The organism is Desulfatiglans sp. (assembly GCA_012513605.1).
GTDB lineage: Bacteria > Desulfobacterota > DSM-4660 > Desulfatiglandales > HGW-15 > JAAZBV01.
Map to the genome: position 1 here is coordinate 69,032 of JAAZBV010000102.1, position 19,026 is coordinate 88,057.

Annotated in this window: 20 protein-coding genes, 2 tRNA genes and 1 pseudogene; 8 read left to right on the forward strand and 15 right to left on the reverse strand. The window is 41.6% G+C overall.

What is annotated here, in order from left to right:
• Nucleotides 1–21 precede the first annotated feature (21 nt).
• Nucleotides 22–492 carry a SoxR reducing system RseC family protein gene (locus GX654_14125; protein NLD38002.1) on the reverse strand — a complete coding sequence of 157 codons (471 nt, stop codon included), beginning with the start codon at nt 490–492 and terminating at the stop codon, nt 22–24.
• Between the two features lie 220 nt (nt 493–712).
• Here GX654_14125 and GX654_14130 point away from each other — a divergent pair, with 220 nt between their 5' ends.
• Both GX654_14130 and murI read left to right on the forward strand, forming a co-directional pair.
• Entirely contained in the window at nt 713–1,150 is a 438-nt protein-coding gene (locus tag GX654_14130) for a DUF3659 domain-containing protein (protein NLD38003.1), read from the forward strand.
• A 17-nt stretch (nt 1,151–1,167) separates the two neighbouring features.
• On the forward strand, nt 1,168–1,965 hold the full coding sequence (murI, locus tag GX654_14135) for a glutamate racemase (GenBank protein ID NLD38004.1): 798 nt from the start codon (nt 1,168–1,170) through the stop codon (nt 1,963–1,965).
• Between the two features lie 138 nt (nt 1,966–2,103).
• Here murI and GX654_14140 read toward each other — a convergent pair.
• From GX654_14140 to GX654_14150, 3 genes and pseudogenes are all read right to left on the reverse strand, one after another.
• Nucleotides 2,104–2,928, reverse strand: a pseudogene (locus GX654_14140) (YitT family protein).
• 84 nt (nt 2,929–3,012) lie between these two features.
• Entirely contained in the window at nt 3,013–4,332 is a 1,320-nt protein-coding gene (locus GX654_14145) for an MFS transporter (protein NLD38005.1), read from the reverse strand.
• Between the two features lie 96 nt (nt 4,333–4,428).
• Nucleotides 4,429–4,866, reverse strand: a complete 438-nt coding sequence (locus tag GX654_14150) for a rhodanese-like domain-containing protein (GenBank protein ID NLD38006.1) — start codon at nt 4,864–4,866, stop codon at nt 4,429–4,431.
• Between the two features lie 517 nt (nt 4,867–5,383).
• Here GX654_14150 and GX654_14155 point away from each other — a divergent pair.
• Entirely contained in the window at nt 5,384–5,947 is a 564-nt protein-coding gene (locus tag GX654_14155) for a hypothetical protein (protein ID NLD38007.1), read from the forward strand.
• A 267-nt stretch (nt 5,948–6,214) separates the two neighbouring features.
• Here the strand turns inward: GX654_14155 and GX654_14160 are convergent, their stop codons facing one another.
• Nucleotides 6,215–6,382 carry a hypothetical protein gene (locus tag GX654_14160; GenBank protein ID NLD38008.1) on the reverse strand — a complete coding sequence of 56 codons (168 nt, stop codon included), beginning with the start codon at nt 6,380–6,382 and terminating at the stop codon, nt 6,215–6,217.
• A 194-nt stretch (nt 6,383–6,576) separates the two neighbouring features.
• Here GX654_14160 and GX654_14165 point away from each other — a divergent pair, with 194 nt between their 5' ends.
• From GX654_14165 to GX654_14175, 3 genes are all read left to right on the forward strand, one after another.
• Entirely contained in the window at nt 6,577–6,963 is a 387-nt protein-coding gene (locus GX654_14165) for a hypothetical protein (GenBank protein ID NLD38009.1), read from the forward strand.
• A 124-nt stretch (nt 6,964–7,087) separates the two neighbouring features.
• Nucleotides 7,088–7,163, forward strand: a tRNA-Asn gene (locus GX654_14170).
• A 199-nt stretch (nt 7,164–7,362) separates the two neighbouring features.
• Complete coding sequence (locus GX654_14175) at nt 7,363–8,100, forward strand: PEP-CTERM sorting domain-containing protein (GenBank protein ID NLD38010.1); 738 nt, start codon at nt 7,363–7,365, stop codon at nt 8,098–8,100.
• A gap of 137 nt (nt 8,101–8,237) precedes the next feature.
• Here the strand turns inward: GX654_14175 and GX654_14180 are convergent, their stop codons facing one another.
• The 10 genes from GX654_14180 to GX654_14225 all read right to left on the reverse strand — a co-directional run bounded on the left by GX654_14180 (nt 8,238) and on the right by GX654_14225 (nt 16,837).
• On the reverse strand, nt 8,238–8,942 hold the full coding sequence (locus GX654_14180) for a hypothetical protein (protein NLD38011.1): 705 nt from the start codon (nt 8,940–8,942) through the stop codon (nt 8,238–8,240).
• Between the two features lie 402 nt (nt 8,943–9,344).
• A complete protein-coding gene (locus GX654_14185; GenBank protein NLD38012.1) occupies nt 9,345–10,016 on the reverse strand; it encodes a hypothetical protein in 672 nt (223 codons plus the stop codon).
• A gap of 2 nt (nt 10,017–10,018) precedes the next feature.
• Nucleotides 10,019–10,435, reverse strand: coding sequence for a hypothetical protein (locus tag GX654_14190; GenBank protein NLD38013.1), 417 nt, complete (start codon nt 10,433–10,435; stop codon nt 10,019–10,021).
• 428 nt (nt 10,436–10,863) lie between these two features.
• Nucleotides 10,864–11,511, reverse strand: a complete 648-nt coding sequence (locus tag GX654_14195) for a recombinase family protein (GenBank protein ID NLD38014.1) — start codon at nt 11,509–11,511, stop codon at nt 10,864–10,866.
• A 151-nt stretch (nt 11,512–11,662) separates the two neighbouring features.
• The gene (locus GX654_14200; GenBank protein NLD38015.1) at nt 11,663–11,956 is read right to left on the reverse strand and encodes a hypothetical protein; all 294 of its coding nucleotides are present in this window, start codon (nt 11,954–11,956) and stop codon (nt 11,663–11,665) included.
• Between the two features lie 297 nt (nt 11,957–12,253).
• Nucleotides 12,254–12,463, reverse strand: coding sequence for a hypothetical protein (locus GX654_14205; GenBank protein NLD38016.1), 210 nt, complete (start codon nt 12,461–12,463; stop codon nt 12,254–12,256).
• A gap of 17 nt (nt 12,464–12,480) precedes the next feature.
• Entirely contained in the window at nt 12,481–14,475 is a 1,995-nt protein-coding gene (locus GX654_14210) for a hypothetical protein (GenBank protein NLD38017.1), read from the reverse strand.
• 13 nt (nt 14,476–14,488) lie between these two features.
• Nucleotides 14,489–14,623, reverse strand: coding sequence for a hypothetical protein (locus tag GX654_14215; protein ID NLD38018.1), 135 nt, complete (start codon nt 14,621–14,623; stop codon nt 14,489–14,491).
• A 258-nt stretch (nt 14,624–14,881) separates the two neighbouring features.
• The gene (locus GX654_14220) at nt 14,882–15,649 is read right to left on the reverse strand and encodes a hypothetical protein (GenBank protein ID NLD38019.1); all 768 of its coding nucleotides are present in this window, start codon (nt 15,647–15,649) and stop codon (nt 14,882–14,884) included.
• Nucleotides 15,650–15,664: 15 nt separating this feature from the next.
• Nucleotides 15,665–16,837, reverse strand: a complete 1,173-nt coding sequence (locus GX654_14225; GenBank protein NLD38020.1) for a tyrosine-type recombinase/integrase — start codon at nt 16,835–16,837, stop codon at nt 15,665–15,667.
• Nucleotides 16,838–17,024: 187 nt separating this feature from the next.
• Here GX654_14225 and GX654_14230 point away from each other — a divergent pair.
• Together GX654_14230 and GX654_14235 are read left to right on the forward strand one after the other, a co-directional pair.
• A tRNA-OTHER gene (locus GX654_14230) sits at nt 17,025–17,114 on the forward strand.
• A 235-nt stretch (nt 17,115–17,349) separates the two neighbouring features.
• Entirely contained in the window at nt 17,350–18,654 is a 1,305-nt protein-coding gene (locus GX654_14235; GenBank protein ID NLD38021.1) for a pyridoxal phosphate-dependent aminotransferase, read from the forward strand.
• The last annotated feature ends 372 nt before the right edge of the window (nt 18,655–19,026 follow it).

Here is a 19,026-nt window from a genome sequence, read left to right on the forward strand (position 1 = left end):
CCCACTAGATAGTTTAATCTCTTAAACGAGGGAGCAAGGGTTATCACCTGAAGATCGTTCAGGCGCATTCGATACGATTCTTGTCATATGAGGGATATATTTATCCCTGGTATCTTTTCTCCTGTCAATTAACTTCAGGATAATAAATGAGATAAAAAGAAAAATGGCGCCTGTAATAATTGCGGTTAAGGATGGGTCTGTGTGCAAAAGAGTTGAAAGGTAGTTGCCCATGAAGGCCCCTGCCATGAGTGACGCAACAGGGAAGATATATATCATGAGAGAGAGCGCTATGAATGTGCCTTCTGGTACACTCACCTCAACAAGGTCGCCCACCTCTGCATTAAGGCTGTTTTTTACCTCAATGACCATGTTCTTTTCAGGGACACTGCATGAATCCTTTGATGTACAGTGGTTGCATGCGCTGCTTTTTACCACCTTTATGAGTGCGCTGCCCCTTTTTATTCTTTCTACCAGCCCCTGTTCTGAAATCATGGTTATCTTCCTTTATTATCAATTCAGGTAGCATATTCATGTAAAAACCTGTCAAAGTCAAGGTAATGGTATCTATTTGTGACCGGTATTTATATAGAGACAAGGCATGCCTCTACAAGGTTGTTTATAATCCTCCATATTAATACAATTTCTTTTGGACACTAAAGAAAAATTATTTTACTATTAAACCAACTTGATAGACCTTATAAAGGAGACCAAAATGTCAAAGCCAGTGTATATACAATCATTCCGGTACAAAACGATTTATTTTGTCATCTTCTTTTTTATTCTTCAGTTTTTTTCTGTTTCTGCCCTTTATGCCGCCGAAAAGAGGGCAATAGGCGAAGGCGAAAAGAATAATATCTTTAACCTCTATGACGTTGAACGTGGAAAGGTCAATAAAGAGGGTAATGTTTATAATCAGCATGGCAGCATACTGGGCTTTGTTGATGAAGAGGGGATAATCTACAACATAAGTAAAATCAAAATTGGTAAGGTGGAACCGGATGGAGCCATCCTGAATCAGTCTGATACTAAACTTGGATCTGTAAATGAAAATGGAGAAATATTTAATGTTAGCTCAAGAAAGATAGGCCAGGTTAAGGATATAAATGATATAAAGCTGATTGGCGGTGCTGCGCGCCTGATATTTTTCTAGTAAAGCCGCAAAATATTATGGATACGAATAATGTAATGCCTGTCGGGGTCTTTGATTCCGGTGTGGGCGGGTTGTCAGTTCTGCGATGCATGCGTGATGAATTGCCCAGTGAAAATTTCTTATACGTGGCTGATTCAGGGTATGCCCCATATGGTGACAAGCAGGCTGAATGTATAGAAAAACGTGCCTTTACGATTACTGAATTTCTGATAGGAGAGGGCGCCAAGGCCATTGTTGTGGCATGTAACACTGCAACCGCTGTTGCCATAGCAAAATTAAGGTCTGTATTTGACACCCCGATTATCGGCATGGAGCCCGGTGTAAAACCAGCTATAGCTGAAACACAGTGTAAGATAGTAGGCATCATGGCAACCACAGAGACTTTGAAGAGCGAGAAATTCAGGCTCCTTGTTAACAGGTTCTGCAATGGCTGCACCATTGTCACCCAGGCATGCCCGGGGCTTGTGGAACAGGTGGAGAGGTTTGATCTTGAGGGCAAAAAAACCTTTCAACTGCTTGAAAGATATGTTGGGGAATTACTTGATAAGGGAGTAGACATAATCGTTCTGGGTTGCACACATTACCCGTTTTTATCTGGGAAAATTCAGGAGATAGCAGGTAATGGCGTTAAGGTTATTGATACAGGAGTGGCAGTGGCAAGGGAGGTCAGGAGAAGGCTTGAGGCAGGGCGCATACTTGATGATCGGGGGAATAAAGGTAATGAGCAATTCTGGACGAGCGGGCATGTGGATAATGTGCAAAACATTATCAGGCAGCTCTGGAAAGGTGATGTAGTAGTAAAATTGCTTCCTTAAATAAAACATGTCCAATATTATCAATTGCTTAATTTATTTAGGATGCTGAATTGTGAAAGTCGGTTTACCCCTCCGTGGGTCAGTATAGATATTACAATTAGAACTTAGTGCCTTTTCTTTGGCTGAAATGAAATTATCTTACCAGTGCGGCTGATTGCCTATCCTGTATCCCATCACCTCCAGTGTGTCGTTAACAACCAGTATTGCTTCAGGATCAATATCCCGGACAATTTTTTTCAGGGGGGGGAGTTCATTGAAGGAGATGATCGTATAAAGGATATTCTCCTCTTTTTCTGTATAGGCACCTCTGCCGGAGAGAATTGTTACCCCCCTCTGGATCTGTTCCATGATAACCTTTGATATCTGTTCCCACCTGGAGGATATGATAAGCACTGTCTTGCGCTGGCTCAGGCCTGTAACAACAATGTTTGTAATGTTGGAGCTGATAAATATGAAAATCAGGGTATACAGCGCCCTTTCAATGGGAAAGAGAGCTGCTGCAGCAGCAAGAAGCGCAACATTGAATAAGAGAATCGTGGTGCCGAGACGTATTGAGAATAAACTCAGGAACATCACAGAGAGGATGTCGAGCCCCCCGCCCGAACCCTGTGACCTGAGCGTGATGCCGGTTCCTGTACCCATGATGATCCCCCCAAGTATGGCAGCAAGGATTTTATCATTGAGCGGCACCTGAAATTTTACATATACAAGGGCAATAGAAAAGAAGATCATGCCGGGGATGCTGTAAAGAAAAAATCTGCGACTGACAAACATGTAGCCAAGTATATATACTGGTATGTTCAGGATAAAAAAGATGATTGAAACAGGTGCCCATGGGATAATGTAGTGTACAAGAAGGGCTATCCCGGTGAACCCTGCACCGAAAAATTCCATTGGGAGCAGAATGGAGTTGACTGCCCCTGCGCCAAGAACGCTTCCTGTGGCAATCAGCAGAAGATTCCATGAAACATGACCGGCGGTTTTTAATCTTTTGTTTTCTGTTACTGGCAAATTCTGCCCCTTATTTCACTAATATATTATCCGCTTTTATTTCTGAAGTTTCAGGAACATCAGGACGCCCGCCCCGATTAATGCCCCGATACTTATGATCATGGTAACAACCGGTAGACTGAAACCATGATTAAACATAACCCCTACGATAACCGGTGAGAGGTATGCACCACCACGTCCTATGCCAAGCACGAATCCGGTGCCCGATGCCCTCACATGGGTAGGAAAGGCAGCCGGGAAGAGGGCATACATGCCCACAATACCTGCGTTCCCAAAAAAACCGCTCAGGACAGCAAAGAATGCAAAGTAGTTTAGGTCAGTTGTCGTCCCCAGAATGGTGATGAAAACAGCTGAAAAGATGAGGGTTGCCACAGTAAGTATCTTCACGCTTACCCGCAGGGTCAGTAACCCAAGGATTATTCCACCCAGTGCCCCGCCAATATTAGCAAACATCATCATTTGAGCCCCGTCTGCTGATGCAAAACCCATCTTTACCACTACCTTGGGTACCCATTTGAGTACGAAGTAATAGGTGCTGATCTGTAAAAAATAGGCAATGCTTATTATTGTTGTAATTCGGATCATGGAAGATGAAAACAAATCGCTGTAGGATTTATTTCTTGTTTCTACTGTCACATCCGGCAGCATTGTAACAATCTCATGTCCGATGCTTTTAAGTGTCTTGTTAACCTTGTCCAGTGCACCTTTCGGTTGTTTTCGTATAAGCCAGTGTACTGTTTCAGGCACCACAAAATAAAATAAAGGGACAAAGGCAAGCGTTAAAACAGCGCCGAAATAGAATATCAGGCGCCAGTCACCATATGTATGCAATAGCCATCCGGCAATCTTTGATCCCACAATACCGCCTAAGGGGTAGCCGATAGCCATGATGGAAATACAAAGCGCCCTGTTTTTTAAATTTGAGAACTCCGCTGTTATCGCTGTGATAGAGGCCAGAAGCCCGCCAATCCCTAAGCCTGTTATAATCCTGTAGATCGATAACTCTACTACATTTGCGGATTGAGTTACCATGAACATACCTAAAGCCATCATCACCAGGCAAACCAGCATTGTTTTCCTGCGTCCTGTAGCATCGGCCACCCAGCCCAGCGCTATAGAACCTATCCCCATTCCTATAAGTTCCATGGAGAGGATAAATCCTACCACTGTATCATTCAGGCCCCATTCCCTTGCAATATCAGGGGCTGCTAAACTTATTGACAGTACATCAATGCCATCCATTGCGTTCAACCCGACAGTTATGGCAATGATAAAAATCTGCAAGAGGCTCATGGGTGATTTATCTATGATTTCACGCGGGTCAGGGTTTAAAATTGTCTTATCGTTTGCAGTCATGGTTTCCCCCTTTAAAAATCAGGTCATTGCTTATGCTGAATGATTCACAGCCTCGCAGTCATTCAGGAGCATGTCATGGTAAATTGTTTTATAAACCTATTTTTTATCCACCGGGTATAAAGCCTCTATCCACCCCTGTATTGCAGGATGCTTTAGCACCTTTACATCATTGTATCCCATTTTCATGAGCTGTTTTGCAAAATCATTGCTGTCAGCTTCTCCTTCTCCGCATGCGCAGTATGTTACAATTGGTATACCGCTCGGTATCACCCACACATCTTCCAGTACAAGCTGTGATTTCCAGGGTATGGAGATAGCGCCCTTGATATGACCTTTTTCATAGATATTGAGGGGCTGTACATCTATGATGGTTACCTCAACCTTCTCATCAATCATCTTTTTCAGCTCTTTAATTGTTAATCTCGGAATCCCATCATTTTCACCATAGCTGTTGATAGCAGGTGAGATAGAGAACAAGAAAAGGAGGATAAATAATGCGGCACTTGAAAGTTTTTTGGCTCTTTTTATTTTCATGGTTGCTCCTTTCAGTAATAGCAGGATATTATTTGTTACTTCACTTTTGATGAACTTTTTTAAGTCATCAGTGACATAAATGGATTTCATCATATTGTATATAATACTATTTATCAACCAGCATGCTTGATATCAAGGTGAAATTGCACCTTTTGAATATCCAATTACCCATAATTTTTTATACTGCTTGACATAAAAGGTGCGGCAACTTTGTAAATACATATTAATGATATATAATGCATACATGCATATAGTAAAGTGATCAACCGGGTCAAGAAAAAACTGGGCAGAATCATTTTAGATCAACAGAAAAGGAGGATGATGTTATGTCGCGTTTTATAAAGCCAGCAGTCATGACTGCAATTGCGTTATTGCCGACCTCACTCGTCCCTTAACCGATGATGAAAAAAATCCAAAAATCAATACTGTTTCAGAACCAAAGATCGCCTTTAAGGGCAATTATGATCAGATAAATGAATTTTACTATAGAAAGGGATGGGGAGACAATCTGCCCCTGGTGCCGCCCACACAGGCCAGGGTGGATGAAATGATGAAGGGCACTGACCTTGCGCCTGATCATGTTGTTGTTAAAATCATCTCCAGAATGGGCAAGGCAACCATTGAAAAGATAGCGGTAAATTCGGTCATGGCAGGGGCACTCCCTACCCATATGCCTGTACTGATTGCAGCAGTAGAAGCGGTAACTGACCCCGGCACACGGTTTGATACATTTGAGGTTAGCACAGGTTCATGGGCTCCATTATTGATTATTAATGGCCCCATAAGAAATGCAATCAATATAAACTGCGGTTCAGGAATGATGAGCCCCTGGGAACCCCTTCATGTGGCCTTCGGCTATAAAAAAGAGTCAAGCACCGTTACAGTCATGTTCCCTAACCGCTATACACAGACAATTCCTGCTCAGACTACAGCACAGGGGGTTGCAGAGGCCCTGGCAGGTATGAACCCAGGGGCATTATCTATCATGCTGGTAATCCCTGACCATGCAAATGTCTATTCAAAGGAAGGGTGGTCAAAAAAAAGTAAAGGAATTTATCATTCAGGGTGCAGCGGGGGGTAATAACCTCAGACCTGGAAGGCTCAAAGATGAGGACTTTGCCATTGTTGTTGCCGGCGGATCTGGTGTCTGGATGGGGCTGTTACAGAGTGCAGGGGGTTTTGGGAACTCCTTTATCACACGTGAAATCAGACTGCCTGAAAGCTGGGATAGCCTGAAAGCAAAGTATGGAACTATGGTTCCGGTGCATCAAAAGTACTGATTAGTCAGAATGAAATCAAATGCCCTGCTTTAGGGCGGCAGGGTATTTGATTAAACTATGTGACGCCGCTAGTGTTTTAGACCTTTAAGCCCGCTTTCTACTGCATTTATGTAGCCGTTCATAAAGGCAATTTTGATTATCTCAAGCTGTGAAGGGGATATTTCCGCGGAGAGCGGTGTCGGGAAGATCAGCATATAGGCTATTATACATAATGCTATTGATTTTAATATCTTCATATTTTCCATCCATAAAAAAACATATCTTCTTGCCAAATGTCTTTTTCCTGTTATCTAATCGGCAAAGGATAATAAAAATACTAATAAAACTGGCGCTTGAAATTTGCCGGTAAAATAATTCCAAAAGGAATATTTACATCCTGCGAATTTACTGGTAAAAGCTCATCAATCATTTTTAGCAGGGATTTGCGGTTATGGCTGAAATAGAAAAGGAAATAATCGGTGACAGGGCTGTTACTGTTTTTAAAGTAAAAGGTAAGATGCTATTTGATCAGATAATTGATGAGATCACACAATTCTATAATAATGGCTTAACACAAAATACTATATGGGACTTTACAGGCGCTGATGGCAGACATATTACATCGGATGAAATACAGAAGATTGCCTCCCATGCAAAAGATTTTGGCCACCTGCGTGAAAATGGTAAAACCGCTTTTATAATTTCTTCCTCTCTGGCCTATGGACTTGGCCGCATGTATGACTCACTTGCTCAGGTATTTAATCACCCTGTAAAGCATGGCGTATTCAGAAATTTTGATGATGCGATTTCATGGGTTCAGGGCACGGAGATAAATTAACCATGCTTCATCGTATCTTTATGAAAATAACCTGAAAAATATATTACGTGGATATAAATATTTTTATTGACCTCCATAAATGATTTTGCTAGAAAATGTTCCTTAAAATATTTGTAGAAAATGTTCCCCGATAGCTCAGTCGGTAGAGCAGGTGGCTGTTAACCACCCTGTCGATGGTTCGAGTCCGTCTCGGGGAGCCAAACAAAATCAAGGACTTAGGACATTTTCTTAAGTCCTTTTTTCTTTATAAAAAAATCGCACCCACTGCTATACCCACCACATAAGGGTATAAAATTGAACGTTTAATAATCAGCTTTTTGTTTTACCTCTAATTGTTTTTATACAGGTATTGCATGTACCTTTAGATACTCTTATACCAACAAATTTTTGGAGGGCATTATGTCAAAAAGATTTATTACTTCATTGGTAATGACATTATTCTTTGTGGGAAACCTTTCAGCGGCAACCATAGAAATTGATTCAAAATCGAATATATATGGCGCCGGGCACTCAGAGCCCCCAGCACCAACTGGTAATACTGCTGGAGCTGGAATACTCCCACCTGAATATTACATAACTGAAAATTCACCTTACATTTTGACTTTCTCAAGCATCACAGGATTGAAATCTTATAATAGCGGGGCTAACTGGTGGGATGCAGAAGGATATCAAATATGGGCTGATAGTAGGGCCTTCCCTTCTTGGGGTGGTATATCAGGCATGGAAACAAACTCATTTCAATTCTTGGCAGGCGTTTTCCTTGATGATAATGAGCCAATAGATCCGGCACCATTAAGTCTTGATTTTGGCCCTACAGGACTGACTCGAAATTTCACAGAAGTATCTCCGGAGTTAGCTCAACTCTTTTTTATTGGTAATGGAAAGACTGATTCGGGTTTGACACAATCATTTTTTATTCCTGAAAATGCTACTCGTTTATACTTAGGATTTATCGACACAAATACAGACGTACCAACACTCCTGCCAGGGTCTTATTTTGATAATGTCGGATCAGTTACAGCCACATTTGAAATTTCTTCAACTCCAGTTCCAGAACCATCAACAATACTACTTCTTTTAACTGGAATAATTGGACTTGCAGGGTACAGATTCAGAAAGGGCGGTCGAGTGCATTAAAAACTGATGCATCGTCCATTCCTATGCTAACAGGGCTCTCAGCGTTTTTTGAGGGCCTTATTTTATTACCTGATTATAATAGTCCCACACGAATAGAGGTAGAATGGGTTTTGCACTCCATGACTATAATGTTAAAGCTACCACTTAGAACCACAACTATTGCACTTAAAGGTCTTTGAAATATGTCCAATAGCAAATACTCCAATTAATGCCGCTGAACCTACTTTATTTTTAAGAGATATTTTTTCAATGTCGCTTGAACCACAAGTAGGGCATTTTGGAGAAATTGTTGTGCCTACCTGAGTAATTGGGCAGCCACAACTGGGGCATGATATTGCTCTTCTTGAAACATCCTTACCACAATCCGGACACGGGATTAATTTCACATCGGGCTTTAAAGCTTGTTCCTGTAATCTCTTTTCTACTTCATTAGATGTAGGTGCTGAAAAACCATTACCCTGTGTTTGCTTTTCGCTTTCCATAGCTGTCTCCTCTCGTTTTTGTGTAAAAGTGTTTTCTTGATTTTTTGTAACACAGCTATGTACAACAACAACTACTATCCCAATTCCAAACAATATCATGATTAATGATAAGGCTAATGAAATCTCTGAAAAAACTTGATAAAATGAAATTACTATAAAAGCAAGGACTATAATAATTATTGAACTGCAACCTATTAGAACTGCTGTGTCACCCCTACCAGTTAGCCTACTATCTGTTTTAAATGCTAAAATTTCATGAAGTGTAAGTTCATATCCGCAGATAGGACAGATATGTAAATTATCTCTGATTCCTTTATTACATCCAGGGCATAAAATAAAAGACGGAACTCCATTATCCATATGCAATTCCTTTTTTATGACATTTATAATCCTTGTATAAAACAGGCTACCAGAAATGAAAGATACTATTTATATTTTGATTTTATTTTGAGATGGACTATTTCTGTGTCCTGCTCGTACTTATAAATAGTATCTAGCAATTTACATACAAATATTTCGCGACACAAAAACTTTTAAATAAAATATTTTATCTTACTTTCACATCCTATACATATTTCATTGATAAAGTTCAAATGAATTATTATGGGCTATACCTTTGATCTGTAGGGATGTTCTTTTTAAAAATTGCCAAAGAGTTATTTTCAACCAGGATCAACGATCTCAGGCCTCAAGCTGGGTTGATATTGACCGGCACTCCGCTTTATGGAATGCCGGCCTGGAGGCTAAAAAGCCTGGAAACTCTCAAGCGTGTGGGATCCCTGAACAGAGGCCGGGGAGAATATTTTGCTCTATCGCATATAAAATATTTGAAAATTTTTTAATCTCTACTATCAGCTTATCCAACTTTTCCTCATCAGCCATGACACCATTGCAAAGATTAAAATGTGCTGATTCTCCTGGCCAGTCAAAACCCAGTGATATAAATTGATCATATGTCCTACACCTTTTAAAAATGTTGTAAAGATTCGCTGCCATAAGGGGATTTGGTAAAAGGTTAAATTCCGCAATCTGCTCGGTCAGGCACTTGCCATATTCAAGCCAGGTCTTAAGGCCATTCTGAATTGACTTAGCTTTTCCGATATACTGATCCTTCATGGCGTAATAACCGGTATCCAGCTCCTGCCTGAGTTCCGCAATAAATAACTCGTTCTGCAGGACGTTCTGCTGACCTTCAAGAGCCTGAATAGCAGCCGAGAGTTGCTCATTTTCTGTCAGTAAAGTGGTTATACGATTTACCCCGGATGAAATCGAGGCGGGTTTTCTTTCCTTGTCAGCTGCATTTATGATCAACCTGATATTTGAGGCCTTCAAGCTGTCTATTTCCTTTTCTTTATCGGCCTTTTCAGCCTTCAAGGATTCGATTTTTTCCTTGATACCATTGATTTCATTGGTTAATTCCGATACTGATTTCATGATTATTTACCTCCCCTTTTAAGAATACGGTCAACCAGGGCATCCTCAAGGAGGTCTTCCCGGGCCTCTTCCTTTGTCATGCCTTCAGCTTCTATAGCATTAAGAGCCTTTCTCTTCTCCACCGGATCTGAACTTCCAAGACCGATAATCCTGTTAACCATGGCGTCCTCTGACAATTCAGGCATAGAGGCCTGATCTGCTTCAACCATATCAGTATCATCCTCGCTTGTTGCAGGTGTATCCCTCTCAAGCCGTGAAAGCCTCTCAGATAAGCTGATATTGCTTTTTCCCAGCTTTGCAATCCTTTCCTCTGGTGTTGACTCATTGGTCCTTGATGCCGCAGAAACCCTCGAAGGTGTATAACCCTTTGGCCAATCCACGCTTATAACCCTCACTCCGCCTTCTATTGCATTCATCATTTTGTTTTCCTCCATTAAAATTGTTTATATATGTTTGGGTTCCCCGTGGGATTATTTTCTCAGTTTATATTTTCAAAAATTTGGTAACAATTTGTGGTCACTACCTCCTCCCCAAAACACATACCCCCCTATTTCGTGATTTTGGGAGGGGGGGGTATACTGACTGTCCCCTTCAATCAATCCTTTCCCTACCTGCCCTTGCTGCATCATGGCACTATATCCTTCCTTCAGTATCCATTAACCCCTTGCTACATGGCCTACCTATCTATGGCCTTAACAAGCAAGGAGGGAAACCCAGAGGCAACCCTTGCAAGGGGAGGTTTCCAGGCTCCTCGATCAAGCTGCCTCTGGGCAACTCATGACCCCGGAGGCACCCTGCATGTCGGACATAAGTCCAGTCTGTCAGGTGTGCCCCAGGGCAATACCATTCACTGAGGCTTTACCTCCTCAACAAGCCCATTCTTTTCAATCCAGTTCCGCAGGTTTAACGCTGTACAATTGTACTTTCTGGCAACATGGGCCTTAGACACCCCGGTCTTAAGCATGCTTATGATCTCTTCTTTGTACGGATCCAGCTTTGACTTACCAGGCCCTTGTGGCCTCCCCAACTTGACACCCTTTTCTTTTCGCACCCTCAAGGCCTCCTTCGTTCGTTTGGATATTAGATCCCGCTCAATCTCCGCTGCGATACTGAAGGCCATTGCGAGCACCTTAGATTCTATACTGCCATTTAGAGACCACTTATTCTTGATGTCATAGACTGCTACGTCTCTTTGCTTTAGGATTGAAAGGATTTCCATGATTTCTAACAAGCTCCTGCCCAACCTTGACAGCTCCGTAACAATAAGTTTGTCTCCAGGCTGTAAAGCCATAATCGCATCATAAAGCTTTCTTTCCTTCCAGGCCTTTGCTCCAGATGCAGTTTCCTCTATCCAGTGTACGCGCCCAAGGTTATGTTCATTTGCAAATGCAAGAACGCCTGATTTATCTTTTTCAAGATTCTGTGTATCGGTACTCACCCTTAGATATGCCACTGTCTTAAACTCCTTTTTTACCTCTGTTTCTTTTTTTCTCATGGCCTGACCCCCGTATATTAAATGAATATGTCATAAATGTATTTTAAATATATTCTTTAATATAATGAATGTCAACCATATTTATTATACTATTTAAATAATTAATAACGATCGTTTTCATTATCGTTATAGAAACTCCTTTTATCTTTTTTTAAGCATGGCTTCCATCTCTCTTTCTCATACCCTTTGGCGTCCTTTGAATTTTTGGCATTGGTTTTAGACCTTGAGCGCATTCGTAACCCGCACCGATTTTTAAAAGTTTCTCTTGGGTCATCACATCGCTACCCTCATCTCCTTCAATTTCCAAGAGGCCTGTGTATGCAGTTACCAGCTTTGATAACGCTGCAAGATCCGAAGCGCTGGGGGCCTTATCACCCTCCCTCAACTTCCGGGAACTAAGATTTATCAAACGACTTATCTCACTTGTCACCTTTTCTTTGTCCATTTATGCACCTCCATGTATTATCTTTGCCTTAATGTGCTTTAATATATACATTAACTTCACTTTCTATGCTGTATATGTGCATTATTATATCCATGTACGCGCCTCACACCAGATACTGACCACTTTTTTATCACCTTTTCCGGTAAACCTTTTATTGTTGTAATAATTATTGTAATTACACCCATTTAAAGAATCCTATTTTCTATTAAGGGGTGATTCACCACTTTGACAGCAGCTGTTTTCCACATGGCAACCAGCCCACATTTATTTAAATATTCTGTAAAAAAGTTCGGATTTTTAATGAAAAGTTTCATTGGTGTAATCTATCTCCCCGTCAAAAACTCGAATTACTGTTAACACATTCAGAAGGTCCTTTTTGTGATCCCGGATCTTTTTCAGCAAAGGTGTATCCACTTTTGAACCTGGCACACATTTAATTTTGCCCTCAGGTAGGGGTTCCAGGGTAATACCTTTTTGTTTACATTCGGCCAATATTTCGGTAATCATATGTTCACCTCTTCCTGTTACACACACAAAATATCTACATTTTGAGTCTCAGTCTGGTTTAAATCACCTGACTCAGAGCTGAAATTTTCTTTCTTTTTTCCTTTGGTTCTTTCCTTTTTTCTTTCTTTATCTACAGGTGTACCCCCGGGTTTGACGGCATTAAATTTGCCAGCATCGCCGTCATTGCCGTCTTTTATAAAAGGCTCCTTATCCCATTTTATGATTCCCTGCTTCCATGAATCCATTACCGGATAAATCCGTTTTTGATCATTCAACTTAAATGTCCGATAGAGCCCTTCCAAGTTTTTACTATTCTTTGTCCGGTAAATTTTGCAGGTGAAATACTCTTTTATTTTATCGAGCATGACAATGTGGTGGGATGCATGAATGGCAAACTGTCCGCCCACTGGTCTGTCAAGTCCTGGATGTTTTTGGGTCGCAAATATAGCGATGCCACCCTTGAGATTTCTCAATATCCGCTGAATCTGTGCATCAGTCTCGAACGGGTTCTGATCGGCCCGGATATAGTCAATCAGGACTATACACCGACCCTCTGGGATACTGTCTTCATACCCAGGACGCATGGGTATAACAGTTATATTTTTATGTGGTCTTGGAATTCCAAGTATATCCATGCGCTCTTTTATAGCGTTCAAGCTCCACTCTTCCGACACAATATGAAAGATCTTGTAATCTTGATAGTTATCAGCCATGATCTGAAAAAGAAAGGTTGACTTACCAGCGTCATATCGACCGGATACCTGCAATAATTGATTAATCTTTACGCTGATAAAATTATGTAACTCTAAGGGAAGGACAATATTAAAATTCAATTCATCTTCCTGAACCACTCCACCCAGGTCATAGCAATCAAGTGCAACAGCGCGCCGATAACCTCCGTGCAGATAATCGTCTTTTTTTAGAACACCCTCACTGCATAACCTTGATATATTTTTATAAACAATTTTTCGTTCATCACGTTTATAACAAGACAGGCCTTTGCAGATTTCGTCAACAGTAGTCTTTTGACCTGGAGCGACACAGAAATCAATATACTCACGCAAATCGGCCATAGTCGGCGCCGAATTCTTCATCTGTGAAGGCAGATCTTTTTCGGATGATATTCCATATCCCTGACCCGCTAAGGCCCTTGCAGCGGCTTTAAAATCGCCTTCATGTTCAAGCATTGCATATACCGCGAAAGAACTGTATGCAGTGTTAAGCTCGAAGGGGTCAGCGTTACTTGAGAAGACATAGAGGATTTTTCCATCTGTTAGTGTAGCGCTACAGCCTTTAACCTTTCCCGGTCTGGCATACTGTTCGCGCCCTTCTTTGTCTGTGCCTTTGAACATCCATCCGTGTCGTTCAAGAATGGGGTGAACATCACCTCGCTGATCAAAATCCTGTCCGGGTAAAAGATCCCCTGACTTTGTTTCCTGGTATCCTTTTTGTATCTGAGAAGGTTTAATATACTGATTGCAGGCCCTTGCAGCATCGATGAGGATAGCCCTTTCATCTTTCGATATGACTGGAATATCAGTAAAGCATCCTTGCTTAAGCTCATAACCCTTGGAAGGTGACACGAGGCAATAACCACCCTCGCCGCGCGTCTCAATCAGTGTGCCCTTATCTTCTGAGGATGCAAGCTTTGTGTTGCCGGGAATTATTATCTCGGGGCATCGATAAACGATATGGACTCCGTGCGGAGACACCTCCATAATTAATCGATCCAAGAGGCCTGGCGCCTCGACCTGTACGAATTTTGCCCACCCTTCAAAGGAAGCCGCATTCTGGTCAAAATCTATGATCTCAAGGGCTCCTGATACCCGCCCACATATAACAGCGATCTGCTGTTCCTGCCTAAACCATTGCTGGCACTCTTTGGGTGCCGCAATACGGTCTTGATACTCTGTCCATGATCCTAATGCAGGTGTTTTATCCCGATTGCAAGGAATGACAGATAGCCCTGCATCGCGGTATGTGAGTGCAGCATTAAGAATATTTTTACCCATGGTCTGAAAACCTCTATACTTGAAGTTCGACGCGTTTTTGATCACGGTATTTCACGATATCATCCAGGCTGTAACGTATACCCCTGTCACCCACAACCACATAGGCAGGCCCTCGCCCTTTACACCTCCAGTTCCTGACGGTTTGCACCGCCACCCCAAGCAACCGCGCGGCATCGGTATCGCGGACTAATTCGCTCATGTTATTCTTATTTTCGTGTATCATTTTTATCCTCCCTCGTTTTTTTGGTTTTTAACCCATGATACTTATTTTTATATTGCGGTATATACAGGCTAAGGGTGCACCTTTAATTGTCCTTTTTTTAGGTATGTAAAAATAAGAAAGGCCCTTGCTGAAACTACAGGGCCTTGAAGGTAAGAAAACTCAATGAAGTACTTTTTTATTTGATCATGGGTATGTTAGCTCTTTGTATCCACCTTGAACTAACCTCAGATATTCTTTATAATCTCTTTCGAAATCTTTCCGATAATCTTTCTGATGTTTTTCAGGATCGGTTCTAAATCTGGGAAAAAATTCTTTAGCAGCTTGTGTAAATGATACTCTCTTTGTTTGTTTTTTTTGAAGAGAGTTGTAAAGCCTGCCTATCTCCAGCAAGTGATCGAAATCGGTTGATAGTCGGCGTTCTTTTTTGGCAAATAATTTTTTTTCTTCTTTAGACATCGCTAAAAGGTCATCACAAATCATATCTACTAAAGCATGCAATTCCTTTTTTAATGAACCGGCATAGTTGACTTTCGACAAATCGACTTCAAGCTTAAAATAGCCATAACGTCGATAATCTACTTCAGCATAATGACTATAAAAATATTTTGGATAAAAGCGGAGCTCCTCACACTTAGGGTGCTTAGAAATTGCCTCATCGATGTTATTAGTTTTCGGAGAAAGACCTCTATAAATTTTATTAATTGTTTTTTTAATATCTTCAATCGATTTTTCCGGATCTATAAGGCATTCTCCTAAAAGCCCAAATCTTAATACTTGGTTTTTCTCCCACTCTGAAGGGAAAAATGATTCATGCTTTCTTTTTTCAATGGCCTCAGAATAGATCTTCTTATATTCATCATTATCTCTGAGAAATTCCCAGCGCCACTGTAAAAATTTATCTTGCCGTCGTCTTCTCTCTTGATATTCATTATCTTGTGATTTTTTAGGCATTTTCACCGCTCCTTTTTAAGACTTAATTTTTACAACATTCTTTTTATTGTCCCTTTCAGCTGTGACAGCTCCCAGGATGTTATCTACAACACCGGAGGCCTTTTTCAGGGCATCATCCCGCAGGTGACTATATCGCATTGTCATTATAGGGGACTTATGGGTTAATAGTTTTTGCAGTGTGTAAAGGTCAACCTGGCCGCTTGATGCCAACATTGAGGCATAGACATGCCGTAGGCCATGTAAAGGCCTGAAGTCAGCAGGTAGGCCCGCAGCTTGCTTAATCCGGTTCACCTGCTTACCAATATCAACCCGCTTATTCCCTCCGCGCCCAGGGAATAGGTATGTACTCTCTCTTTGATCAATGCCCTCCAGCACGTTCCTGGCGCCTTCATTCATGGGGATTTTTTGATCTATGCCGCCTTTAGGATCACGGAGAGTAATAAAACCTCTATCAAAGTCTATATCGTTCCATTGCAGACGAAACAGCTCACCCTTCCTCATGCCTGTAAAAAGAGCAAACTTCATCATATTTGCGGCTGTTTGATCTACATCATGGCTGTCCAGAACTTCCATAAGTTTTTCAAGCTGTGCAGGTGTTAAATCCTCTGTAGTCTGGTTGTTCAATCTTGGTATTTCAACCTTGAAAGATAATGCAGGGATTAAGCCTCTCTTGATTCCAAAATTTAAGGTCCTTCTGAGTAATTCAAGAATCCTTGCAGCAGTAGTCAATTTACCTTCCTTCTTGAGAGTAATTCTGAGCCTGTCTATATCCAAAGGGGAGAGGGCATAAGATTCCATTTTCCCGATGCCATGTCTCAGATACCGGTTAAACTTGTTCTGTTCATTTTTTAAGGCTTTATTGTCTGGAAAGGTGTCACAATACAGATCCCAGAGTTTTGCTATCGTCCAGCGGTTATCCTCTGCTTCCTTTTCAGCTTTCTCCTTTGAGCGCCTTTCAACATTCGGCAAAGACCGCCCTTCAATCTTTGAGGTCCGTATCTGGTTAGCTTTGGCAGCGGTCATATTGTCTTTGTATTGACGACCTGCCTTTTCCTGAATTCGCTTACCATTTATACGGTAATCAATGTAGTATATTCTCTCGATTTTGTGCCCTGAATTTGGCGCCCCTGTGCCTTCGATAAAATAAACACCCGGGTAGTCGGTGGGGAATCGTTTTTGTGCTGGCATATCAAGTCCTTTCACCTTTTTGGTGGGTATTGAAATCGAGTGGTTTTTTAAAATGCATCCATATACCTGCCTGTAATTTATACCCACCACTATACCCACCACAAAACATAAAAGTCAAGGTAAAATAAAGTAAGATAAAAAATACAGTAAACGCTTTAAGCCAGCACTGGCAAGGCCTTTCAAGTGCCTTCCGGTAAGTAGCGGTAAAATGAAGTAAATGGGCTTTTAGTGGCTGTTAACCACCCTGTCGATGGTTCGAGTCCGTCTCGGGGAGCCAAAAAATCCTGAGCCCGTTCACCCGAACGGGCTTTTTTTATTTGGGGAAATCATGCCTCAGTGGGTCTATGTAATCCAGAGTGAATTGAATGTGTGTTTTTTACAGATAGATACCCCGCAAAAAACATCTTTTCAATTGCTAATTTTATAGAACTGTTTAATATTTCTCGCTGAATAAGGCAAATTAATTAAAGGGCGTTTATATATCGACGTCTCTGAATAACTAGAGGGAAATTATGAGGAATATTATTGTTCATCCCGGGGCAAAAAACCTGGTATACGAGATAAGGGAGATTGTTAATATCGCTCAAAAGATTCAAAAAATGGGTGTGCCCATCATCTGGGAGAATATCGGTGACCCGGTTGAAAAGGGAGAAAAGGTCCCGGACTGGATAAGACAATATGTAATCGATGCAGTATCAGAGAGTAAAACCTATAAATACTCTCCAAGTAAGGGACTCCAGAGTGCGCGGGAATATATTGCATATGAGAGAAATATCGAGGGGGGTATCCAGATTACCCCGGATGACATCCTTTTTTTCAACGGGCTTGGCGACGCCATATCAATGGTATACAGAAATCTCAATCGTAAGACGAGAATTATGGGTCCAAACCCTGCCTACCCCACACATTCGTCAGCGGAGGCAGCACATTCTGATGCCCCTTACATTACATATGCGCTGAATCCATATAACGGGTGGCAGCCTGATATTAACGAGATGGAACAAAAGATCAAGGCACATCCTGAGATATCCGGTATCCTGATCATCAATCCTGATAACCCTACTGGCTTTGTCTATGAGGTCCATGTTATGAAACAGATTGTTGATCTTGCACGCAAATACAATCTTTTCATTATCTCGGATGAGATCTATTCCAACCTGACCTATGGCGATATTGAATATAAGAAGCTTGCAGCTGTTGTTGAGGATGTGCCGGCAATCGGTATGAGAGGTATTTCAAAGGAGTTCCCATGGCCGGGGGCGCGGTGCGGCTGGATAGAGTTCTATAACAGGGATAAAGACAGAGATTTCAAGGATTATACCCAGGCCCTTATTAATTCAAAAATGCTTGAGGTCTGTTCAACAACACTGCCGCAGAGTGTGATCCCAACTATTATGAGTGACCCGCGTTACTACCCCTATGTTGGGCAGCGTTGCAAGAATTACAAAAGGCGGGCGGAGATCGCCTGTGATCTATTTTCAAAAATCCCTGAACTCATCGTAAATATGCCGCACGGTGCGTTTTACATGTCTGTGATATTTAAAGATGGGGTTCTTACGGATAAACAGATGCTTCCTATTGAAAATAAAGAGGTAAGGGGCTTTTTTAAAGAGACTATTGAAAAGGAGAAGATCCTTGACAGGAGGTTTACTTACAGCCTGCTGGCTTCAACCGGTATCTGTGTTGTACCGCTTATGTCCGGTTTTAACTCAAGTTACTGTGGGTTTAGATTCACTCTGCTGGAATCTGACGAGGCAAAATTCAAAAAGATAATAGAAACAATATGCAGGTCAATCAGGGAATATATTTCTTCATAGATAAATGCCTTACAGTAGAAGAGAGTGAAGAGAGATGGAAGCTCAAATCGGGAAGCGGGGACAGAAGATAGTAGTCAGTGGTCAATAACAAGAACCCACTGAGCTTTGCGCTTTCCTGGCCCGCCATCTTGTCGGGGCGTAGCTTTAGCGACGGTGGTTACCTTCCGACCTCTGATCTCTGTCCTCAGTCTTTCCTGCCCGCCATGCGCTTTGCTCTCTGCCCTTTGCGATTTTTTTATTCCTGTAGTCTAAAGCCTGCTATGATAAAAATCAACAAATTAGCACAGACTTTCTTATTTTTAAAAATTAAATATTCATATTCCCTCTGATGCTGATGCCAAGGACGCTTTGCTAGAGTCCCCGGCCGAAAGA